6 protein-coding genes are annotated in these 10023 nt (G+C 67.3%); all 6 read left to right on the forward strand.

Translation table 11 applies throughout. The features are described 5' to 3' along the window. Positions 1-32 precede the first annotated feature (32 nt). Positions 33-1031: a MoxR family ATPase gene (locus QY049_RS33375; protein WP_194477367.1), complete on the forward strand. Its 999-nt coding sequence runs from the start codon at positions 33-35 to the stop codon at positions 1029-1031. Then, positions 1031-1975, forward strand: coding sequence for a DUF58 domain-containing protein (locus QY049_RS33380; RefSeq protein ID WP_258762882.1), 945 nt, complete (start codon positions 1031-1033; stop codon positions 1973-1975). Before QY049_RS33375 ends, QY049_RS33380 begins: the two co-directional genes overlap by 1 nt. After that, positions 1972-4785, forward strand: coding sequence for a DUF4159 domain-containing protein (locus QY049_RS33385; protein ID WP_258762883.1), 2814 nt, complete (start codon positions 1972-1974; stop codon positions 4783-4785). Before QY049_RS33380 ends, QY049_RS33385 begins: the two co-directional genes overlap by 4 nt. Before the next feature lie 7 nt (positions 4786-4792). Next, entirely contained in the window at positions 4793-6856 is a 2064-nt protein-coding gene (locus tag QY049_RS33390; protein WP_258762884.1) for a hypothetical protein, read from the forward strand. 216 nt (positions 6857-7072) lie between these two features. Further along, a complete protein-coding gene (locus tag QY049_RS33395; protein WP_258762885.1) occupies positions 7073-7471 on the forward strand; it encodes a DUF2946 domain-containing protein in 399 nt (132 codons plus the stop codon). Between the two features lie 148 nt (positions 7472-7619). Next, positions 7620-9887, forward strand: a complete 2268-nt coding sequence (locus QY049_RS33400; RefSeq protein WP_258762886.1) for a TonB-dependent receptor — start codon at positions 7620-7622, stop codon at positions 9885-9887. Positions 9888-10023: the final 136 nt, after the last annotated feature.

Raw genomic sequence — 10023 nt, forward strand, 5'->3', positions numbered from 1 at the left:
AAAGCCGCGTGGCGGACTTAAGGAGCGAACGTATGGCGGAAAGTGTCGAGAAACTCGAAGACGGGATCGTCCGTTCGGCCGAGCAGGTGTCGGCGCAGATTCGCGCGGCGAAGGACGCGATCGCGTCCGTCATCTTCGGCCAGGACCGCGTGATCGAGAACACGCTGGTCACGATCCTCTCCGGCGGCCATGCGCTGCTGATCGGCGTGCCCGGCCTTGCGAAGACAAAACTGGTCGAGACGCTCGGCGTCACGCTCGGCCTCGATGCCAAGCGCATCCAGTTCACGCCCGACTTGATGCCGTCGGACATTCTCGGCGCCGAAGTGCTGGACGAGAGCACCGCGGGTAAGCGCTCGTTCCGCTTCATCTCGGGTCCGGTGTTCGCGCAGCTCCTGATGGCCGACGAAATCAACCGCGCCAGCCCGCGCACGCAATCGGCGCTGCTGCAGGCGATGCAGGAGCAGCACATCACCGTCGCCGGCGCGCGCCACGACCTGCCGAAGCCGTTCCACGTGCTCGCGACGCAGAACCCGCTGGAGCAGGAAGGCACCTATCCGCTGCCCGAAGCCCAGCTCGACCGCTTCCTGATGGAGATCGACGTCGACTATCCCGATCGCGACGCCGAACGCCGCATCCTGTTCGAGACGACAGGGGCCGAGGAGACGCTGGCGAAGGGCTCGATGAGTGCGGATGCGCTGATATCGGCGCAGCGGCTGGTGCGCCGCCTGCCGGTCGGCGATTCCGTGGTGGAGGCGATCCTGTCGCTGGTGCGTTCGGCCCGTCCGGGCGCCGAGAGCGGCGAGGCTGGAAAATTGATCGCCTGGGGCCCCGGCCCGCGCGCCAGCCAGTCGCTGATGCTCGCCGTGCGCGCCCGCGCGCTGATCGACGGACGTCTCGCGCCCTCGATCGACGACGTGCTCGACCTCGCCGAGCCCGTGCTGAAGCACCGCATGGCGTTGACGTTCCAGGCACGCGCGGAAGGCCGGACGATTCCGGACGTGATCAGGCAGTTGAAGACGCGGATCGGTTGATGGCAGCAGAGAACGGGCACACAGCGAAGGAGATCATCGCGATCCGACGTGCCGATGGCGAAAGCCGTACGCTCGCCGCTTCCTTGCCGCGCCTGGTGCTCGAAGCCCGCCGCATCGCCGCCAACGTCATCCACGGTCTGCACGGTCGGCGCCGCGCCGGCTCCGGCGAGAATTTCTGGCAGTACCGCCGCTTCGTGTCGGGCGAGCCGTCGCAGAACGTCGACTGGCGGAGGTCGGCGCGCGACGACCATCTCTATGTCCGCGAGCTCGAATGGGAAGCTTCGCACACGGTCTGGATCTGGCCCGACCGTTCGCCGTCGATGGCGTTCGCCTCGAAGACCGCGCGCGAGTCCAAGCTGGAGCGCACGCTGATCGTCGCCTTCGCGCTGGCCGAGTTGCTGGTCGCGGGCGGCGAACGCGTCGGCATTCCCGGATTGATGGCGCCGACGGCGAGCCGCAGCGTCATCGACAAGATGGCGCAGGCGATGCTGCATGACGATGCCGACCGACTGAGCCTGCCGCCCTCCTTCGTGCCGGCGGCGCTGGCCGAGACCATCGTGCTGTCGGATTTCTGGTCGCCGCTACAGGAGATCAGGGCCACGCTCGCAGGCCTGTCCGGCTCCGGCGCGCATGGCACGCTGGTGCAGGTCGTCGATCCCGCCGAAGAGAGCTTCCCCTATTCGGGCCGCGTCGAGTTCGTCGAGCCCGAGGGCTTCGGCATGATCACCGCCGGCCGCGCCGAGAGCTGGGCGCAGGATTACACCATGCGGCTCGCGCTGCACCGCGACCAGATCCGCGCCGAGACCAGCAAGCTCGACTGGCTGTTCACGACGCATGCGACCGACCGCTCGGCCGCCGAGCTCCTGCTGTTCCTCCATGCCGGCATGCAGGTGAGCAAGTCGGGCGCGCGCATCACCTCGATCAAGGCGGGGCCGGCCGCATGATGGGATTGCCGCTCGCCTTCACCGAACCTCTGCTGCTGATCGGCCTGATCAGCCTGCCGGTGCTGTGGTGGCTGCTCCGCGTCATGCCGCCGCGGCCGCGCCGCATCGAGTTTCCGCCGACGCGGCTGCTGTTCGAGATCGCGCCGAAGGAAGAGACGCCCGCACGGACACCGTGGTGGCTGACCGCGTTGCGGCTGCTCGCCGCAGCGCTGGTGATCTTCGCGGCCGCCGGCCCGATCTGGAATCCGCAAGTTGGCCTCGCCGCCAGCAAGGCACCGCTGATGATCATGCTCGACGACGGCTGGAGCGCCGCGTCGAACTGGGACACCAGGATCCGGGCCGCCGACGAGCTGATCGCCAATGCCGACAACGACCGCCGCGCGATTGCGCTGGTGCCGCTGTCCGAGCCGAACCGCGACATCACCCTGATGCCGGCGGGCGCGGCGCGGGTTGCGCTGCGGCAGATCGTGCCAAAACCCTATTCGATCGACCGCGTTGAAACCCTTGCCGCCATCGATCGTTTCCTGAAGGCGACCGGCGACTGCGAGATCGCCTGGCTGTCCGACGGCGTCGACACCGGCCGCGGCGACGAGTTCGTAACCGGGCTCGGCAAGACCATCGGAGACCGCAGCTTGACGCTGTTCGAAGGCGGCACCTCCTCTCCGCTGGCGCTGGTCGCGGCGGAAAACGCGGCGGCGAAGATGACGGTGAAGGTGCTGCGCACCGATAGCGGCATTCTCGCCGGCACCGTGCGGGCGCTCGACCAGAAGGCCTCGCCGATCGGCGAGGCGCGCTTCACCTTCGGACCGCAGGACAAGGAGACCGAGGCGGCATTCGACCTGCCGGTCGAACTGCGCAACGACATCTCGCGGCTCGAAATCTCCGGCGAGCGTTCGGCCGGCGCGGTGCAGCTGCTCGACAAGCGCTGGCGCCGCCGCGCCATCGGCATCGTCTCCGGTTCGACCAGCGAAACGTCGCAGCCGCTGCTGGCGCCGACCTTCTATCTGACGCGCGCACTAGCGCCGTTCGCCGACGTGCGGCTCGCCGACAAGGGCTCGCCGCAGCAGGGCATCACGCAGTTTCTGGACCAGAAGCTGCCGATGATCATACTCGCCGATGTGGGCACGGTCGCGCCGGAACTGCGCGAGCGTCTCAACGCCTGGATCGAGCAGGGCGGCGTGCTGGTGCGGTTCGCCGGGCCCCGGCTGGCGCAGGCCGAGGACGATCTCGTGCCGGTCAAGCTGCGCAAGGGCGGCCGCACGCTCGGCGGCAGCCTAACCTGGGAGAAGCCGCAGCATCTGGCCGCCTTCACCTCCGACGGCCCGTTTGCCGGCGTCGCCGTTCCCAAGGACGTCACCGTGAGCCGGCAGGTGCTGGCCGAGCCCGACGCGGTGCTCGCCACCAAGAGCTGGGCCTCGCTCGAAGACGGCACGCCGCTCGTGACCGGCGAGCATCGCGGCAAGGGCATCGTCAGCCTGTTCCATGTCAGCGCGGACATGCGCTGGTCGGATCTGCCGATGTCCGGCACCTTCGTCGAGATGCTGAGGCGGATCGTCGACATGTCCGGCTACACCGCCAAGCCCGGCGCCGGCGTTGCCGGCGAAGCCGGCGCCGAAACGCTGGCGCCGCTGCATCTGCTCGACGGCTTCGGCGCTTTCGGCCCGCCGCCCGCCACCGCCAAGCCGCTGACGGCCGATTATCGCGACCGCGCCACGCCGGACCATCCGCCCGGCTTCTACGGTCCGGCAGAAGGACCGCTCGCCGTGAACACGCTCGCCAGCGCCGACCGCATCGCAGCCCTCGACACCGCGTCCCTGCACGCCCGGCGCGCCACCTACACCAATGCCGAGCCGCGGGACCTCCGCGGCTGGCTGCTGTCGACATCGCTCGCGCTGTTTCTGGTGGACGCCATCATCGTCGCGCTGCTCGGCGGCGGCCTCGCCGCACTGCTGCGCCGTCGCGCCGCGCCCGCGATGATCCTGCTCGGCGTCTTGCTCGCAGGCATCGCGGTGCTCTCGCCGACGCCGTCGCGCGCCGACAGCGCGTCGGATGATTTCGCGATGAAAGCGACGTCGCAGACCCGCCTCGCCTATGTCGTGACCGGCAATGCCGACGTCGATTCCATCGTCAAGGCCGGCATGTCCGGCCTGACGCTGTTCCTGGCGCAGCGCACTGCGCTCGAGGCCGGCGATCCCGTCGGCGTCGATCCCGCACGTGACGAGCTCGCCTTCTTCCCGCTGATCTACTGGCCGATCGTGCCGGGCACGCCGAAGCCGCCGCAGGACGCCATCAACAAGATCGACGCCTATATGAAGCAGGGCGGCACCGTGATCTTCGACACCCGCGACGCCATCGAAGCCCCGCCCGGCGAGAACGGCGCCTCGCAAACGCCGGGCATGCAGGCACTGCGCGAGATCCTGTCCTCGCTCGACGTGCCCGAACTCGAGCCGGTGCCGCGCGAGCACGTGCTGACAAAGACGTTCTACCTGCTGCGCGACTTCCCCGGCCGTTTCAACTCGGGCCAGACCTGGGTCGAGGCGCTGCCGCGCGAGGACGACGAAGAGAACGCCCAGCGCCCCGCGCGCGGCGGCGATGGTGTCTCGCCGATCATCATCACCTCCAACGACCTCGCCGGCGCCTGGGCGCTCCGTCCCGACGGCCAGCCGATGCTGCCGCTGACCCCGGGCGAGCCGCGCCAGCGCGAATTCGCCTACCGCGCCGGCGTCAACATCGTGATGTACACCCTGACCGGCAACTACAAGGCCGACCAGGTGCACGCACCGGCCCTGATCGAACGTCTCGGCCAATAGGATCAAGATGAACTACGGCATCGCCTTCACGCCGCTCGTCCCCGCGATCGTCCTCTGGATCGCGCTCGCTGCGATCGTCCTCATCGCGATCGTGCTGCTGCTCGCGCGGGCGCGCGGTACGGCGGTGCGCGTCACTGCGCTGGCGCTGTTCCTGCTGGCGCTCGCCAATCCCTCCTTCACGCGCGAGGACCGCGATCCCCTCACCTCGGTCGCCGCCGTCGTCGTCGACAAGAGCCCGAGCCAGAATTTCGGCAAGCGCAACCAGGAGGCCGCGAAGGCGCAGGAGGCGCTGGTCGACAGCCTGAAGAAGATCAAGGGACTTGAGGTGCGCGTCGTCGATGCCGGACAGGCCGACGGCGAGACCGACGGCACCAAGCTGTTCGGCGCGCTGGCCTCCGCATTGTCGGACGTGCCGGTCGACCGCGTCGCCGGCGCCTTCCTGATCACCGACGGCCGCGTCCACGACATCCCGGCCAACGCCGCCGCGCTCGGCTTCCAGGCGCCGGTGCAGGCGCTGATCACCGGACAGAAGGACGAGCGCGACCGTCGCATCGCGATCACGGCGGCGCCGCGCTTCGGCATCGTCGGCCAGAACCAGACCATCACCTACAAGCTCGACGACCAGGGCGTCAGCGGCGAGCGCGCCAAGGTCACGGTCCGCCGCGACGGCGAGGTCATCAACGAGCGCACGCTCTCGAGCGGCCAGAGCGCAAGCGTCGACGTCGAGATCAAGCATGCCGGTCCCAACATCGTCGAGATCGAGGCCTCGCCGCTCGAAAGAGAATTGACCCCGGTGAACAATCGCGCCGTCGTCGCCATCGACGGCGTGCGCGACAAGCTGCGCGTGCTGCTGGTGTCGGGCGAGCCGCATTCAGGCGAGCGCACCTGGCGCAATCTCCTGAAGTCCGACGCCAGCGTCGATCTCGTGCATTTCACCATCCTGCGTCCGCCGGAGAAGCAGGACGGCACGCCGATCAACGAATTGTCGCTTATCGCATTTCCGACGCGCGAGCTGTTCCAGCAGCACATCAACGAATTCCAGCTGATCATCTTCGATCGCTACGCCCGCCAGGGCGTGCTGCCGATCGCCTATTTCGACAACATCGCGCGCTACGTGCGCGGCGGCGGCGCGGTGCTGGTCTCGGCCGGTCCCGACTACGCCTCCAACACCAGCATCTGGCGCACGCCGCTCGACACGGTGCTGCCGGCCGAGCCGGTCGGCGTCACCGAGAAGCCGTTCTATGCGCATCTTTCCGACACCGGCAAACGCCATCCCGTGACGCGCGGGCTCGAGGGCTCGGCGTTCGAGCCGCCGCACTGGAGCCGCTTCTTCCGCACCGTCGAAACCCGCAATTCGGTCAACCCGCCTGTCATGACGGGCGCGGACGGCAAGCCGCTGCTGTTCCTGTCGCGCTTCGGCGAGGGCCGCGTCGCGCTGCTGCTGTCCGACCACATCTGGCTGTGGGCGCGCGGCTATGAGGGCGGCGGCCCGCATCTGGATCTGCTCAGGCGCATGTCGCACTGGCTGATGAAGCAGCCGGACCTCGATGAAGAGGCGCTGCGCATGCAGGTGCAGGGCAAGGATCTCGTGGTCGTGCGCCAGACCATGGCTGACAGCGTGCAGCCCGTGAGCGTGACCTCGCCCTCCGGCGTGTCGCATGATGTGACGCTCAGCCCCGGCGACCCCGGCGAGTGGCGTGCCAGCCTGCCGGCCAACGAGCTCGGCCTGTGGCAGGCGACCGACGGCACGTTGAAGGCGCTGATCAATGTCGGCCCGACCAATCCGAAGGAATTTTCGGAAGTCACCTCCACCGCCGACACGTTGAAGCCTCTGACGCAGGCGACGGGCGGCAATTCGGTGCGGATCGCGGACGGCGGCAGCGTCGAGCTGCCACGCATCGTCCCGGTGCGCTCGACCAGCGTGTTTTCAGGTGACGGCTGGATGGGCGTTCGCATGCGCGACGCCAGCGTCGTGAAGGGCGTCGGCGTGCTGCCGATCTTCGCCGGCCTGATCGGCCTCCTGCTGCTGCTCGGCGCGTTTGCCGCGACGTGGGTTCGCGAGGGGCGGTAATCTTCGAGGGGCTCACCTAGCGCTCGGACGACGGTCCGTTCCCTCCTCCCTTGTGGGGGGAACGGAGAGAGCGTTCTCGTTGCCCGAACACCACATCGGCCAGCTCGCCTATGCGCGTCGATCCTCTCGTGGTTGACATCCGCCAGCCGATCGGGCGATGTTACATTATAACATCGCGACATCAGGTCGGCGGCTCGCGATGTAGGGTGCCTTTGGATGAAGTGGTTCCGGTCGAATATCAAGCACGGCGCCCGGCTCGCGATGTTCGCGATGCTGGTGCAGTTCGCGCTGACCTTCGGCCATAGCCACTGGTTCGCGCAGGCTGCTCCTCTCGCCCAGGCCCAACTGGCCGACGGCGCCAAGAGCATCGCATCGCCCGACAGCGCGGCGGTCCAGAAGCAGTCACCGACCAATCACGATCGCGAAAAGCCGGGCGACGACAATTGCGCGATCTGCGCACTGGTCGCGATGGCGGGAACGGTCGTGTTCGCGACGCCGCCCCTGCTGCATTTGCCGCAGGCGGTCGAACTGCTCTACCGCACCACCGATGCCGAATTCGTCCATCTGGAATCGGCAAGCCACGCGTTCCAGCCGCGCGCTCCTCCCGCCTCCTGATGTCGATCGATTGAGCTGCCTTCGGCGTCGGCCGCGCTTTGCGCCGATTCCGCGAGGCTATCGAACACGATCCGTCGCGTGTCGACGGCGCGTGCTGCCTGCAGGTGCTCCGGACGAGCGCGGCGGTGCGCGATCGGAAATCAGGACAATGGTGTCTTCAAAAGCAATCCTGGCGGGCTCGAGCCTTGCCGCACTCACCCTATTTCATCCCGGCAGCAGCGCCACGGCGCAGACAACCGCCCCCATGACGACGCTCCCCAGCGTCGAGGTCGATGCGCCAAAGCGAACGCAGGCGCCGCACCGCCCGAAAGTTCGCGTCGCCGTCGACAGGCGACGTTCAGCCTCGCAGGCACGGCCGCAGGCCGAGGCGCCCGCCGCCGTCGAGGGCCAGAGCAACCGGTTGGATGCCGCGCGCCAAAGCGTGCTTCCGCCCGGCGGGGCGACGGCTCACACGCTCACGCGCCAGGCCATCGAGGCGTTGCCGCAGGGCAGCAACGCCTCGCTCGACAAGGTGCTGCTGCAATTCCCCGGCGTCACCCAGGATTCGGCGGCGAGCGGCGACCTGCATATCCGCAACGAGCACGCCAATCTGCAATACCGCATCAACGGCGTGATGCTTCCCGACGGCGTCGGCGCGTTCGGGCAGATTCTCGACACCGGCATCGTCGGCAGCATGAGCCTGCTCACCGGCGCGCTGCCGGCGCAGTATGGCCAGCGCACCGCCGGCGTGCTCGACATCCAGACCAAGGCCGATGCTTTCAACAATTCCGGCGTGGTCGGCGTTTATGGCGGCAGCAACGGCACCATCTCGACCAACGTGGAATACGGCGGGACGGCGGGGCAGACGCAGTATTTCCTGTCGGGACGTTTTCTCCAGAACAATCTCGGCATCGAGAACCCGACGCCGTCGGTCAATGCGATCCACGACCGCACCAACCAGGAGAAGGGATTTCTCTATCTCTCCACGATGATCGATCCGACCAGCCGCCTCACCTTCGTGAGCGGCGTGTCGAATGCGACGTTCCAGATTCCGAACAATCCCGGCCAGACGCCTGCGAATACGGCGTTCGGCGTCTCGAGTTTCGACTCGTCGCGGCTCAACGAGCACCAGAACGAGTTCAACCAGTTCAACGTCGTCTCCTACCAGACCTCGAACGGCGAGTTCGACACGCAGACTTCGTATTTCAATCGCACCAGCCTGCTGCACTTCTACCCCGATCCGATCGGCGATCTCGTCTTCAACGGCGCGTCCTCGGACGTCTACCGCCAGAGCGTGGTCAACGGCCTTCAGCAGGACACCGCCTGGCGCATTGGCTATGCACACACGCTGCGCTTCGGCCTGTCGGTGAGCGCGGAGCGAACGCTGGTCAACAGCGGGACCACGGTGTTGCCGCTGGTCGATCCCGTCGATCCGGGCGCAGGCACGATCGACGCGCCGTTCTCGGTGTTCGATTCCAGCGCCAAGACCGGCTGGCTGATCGGAACCTACGTGCAGGACGAATGGAAGATCACCAACAATCTTACCCTGAATGCCGGCCTGCGCTTCGACCAGATGTACCAATATGTCGATGCGAACCAGCTCAGCCCGCGCGTCAGCCTGACCTGGAAACCGTTCGAGGGCACCACGTTCCACGCCGGCTATGCACGCAACTTCACGCCGCCCTCGCAGGTGATCGCCGCCCCCGTCAATCTTGCGCTGGTCACTCCGCCCGGCGCGCCTGCCAACACGCAGACGCCGGAGGTCGGGCTGAACAGCCCGGTGCTGCCGGAGCGGTCGCACGTGTTCGACGTCGGCGTGACGCAGAAGGTCTATGCGATCCCCGGCCTCGAGGTCGGCGCCGACGCCTACTACAAGAAGGCGCGCGACCTGCTCGACGACGGCCAGTTCGGCGCGGCCTATGTGTTGAGCGGCTTCAACTACGATCGCGGCGAGAATGTCGGCGTCGAGCTGAAGTCGACCTACAAGAACGGCAATTTCAGCGCCTACGCCAACCTCGCCTGGGCCAAGCAGATCGCGACCAACGTGGTCTCGAACCAGTATCTGTTCGGCGCGGACGAGCTCTCCTATATCGACGGCCACTACATCTACACCGACCACGCGCAGATGCTGTCGGCGTCGGCCGGCGCCTCCTATCTCTGGGAGGGCACGCGTTATAGCGTGTCGATGGTCTATGGCAGTGGCCTGCGCTCGGGCTTTGCCAACACCGATCATTTGCCCGGATACACGCAGGTCAATTTCGGCCTCTCGCACGACTTCAACATCGTCGCGCCGAACAAGCCGACGACGGTGCGATTCGACGTGGTCAATGCGTTCGACACGATCTACCAGATCCGCGACGGCTCCGGCATCGGCGTGTTCGCCCCGCAATACGGACCCCGCCGCGGATTCTATTTCGGCGTCTCGCAGCGGTTCTAGAGCGGGATCGAGTCAGGTTCGATCGGCGTCCGGGATCACCTCTCCCCGACGGGGAGAGGTGTTCGGAGGGTCCTAACCGGCTACATGGGTAACAGAATAGACCGGCGACATGGGTAACAGGTCAACTGTCGGCAGG

The organism is Bradyrhizobium sp. WYCCWR 13022 (assembly GCF_030435535.1).
In the GTDB taxonomy this organism is placed as follows: Bacteria; Pseudomonadota; Alphaproteobacteria; order Rhizobiales; family Xanthobacteraceae; genus Bradyrhizobium.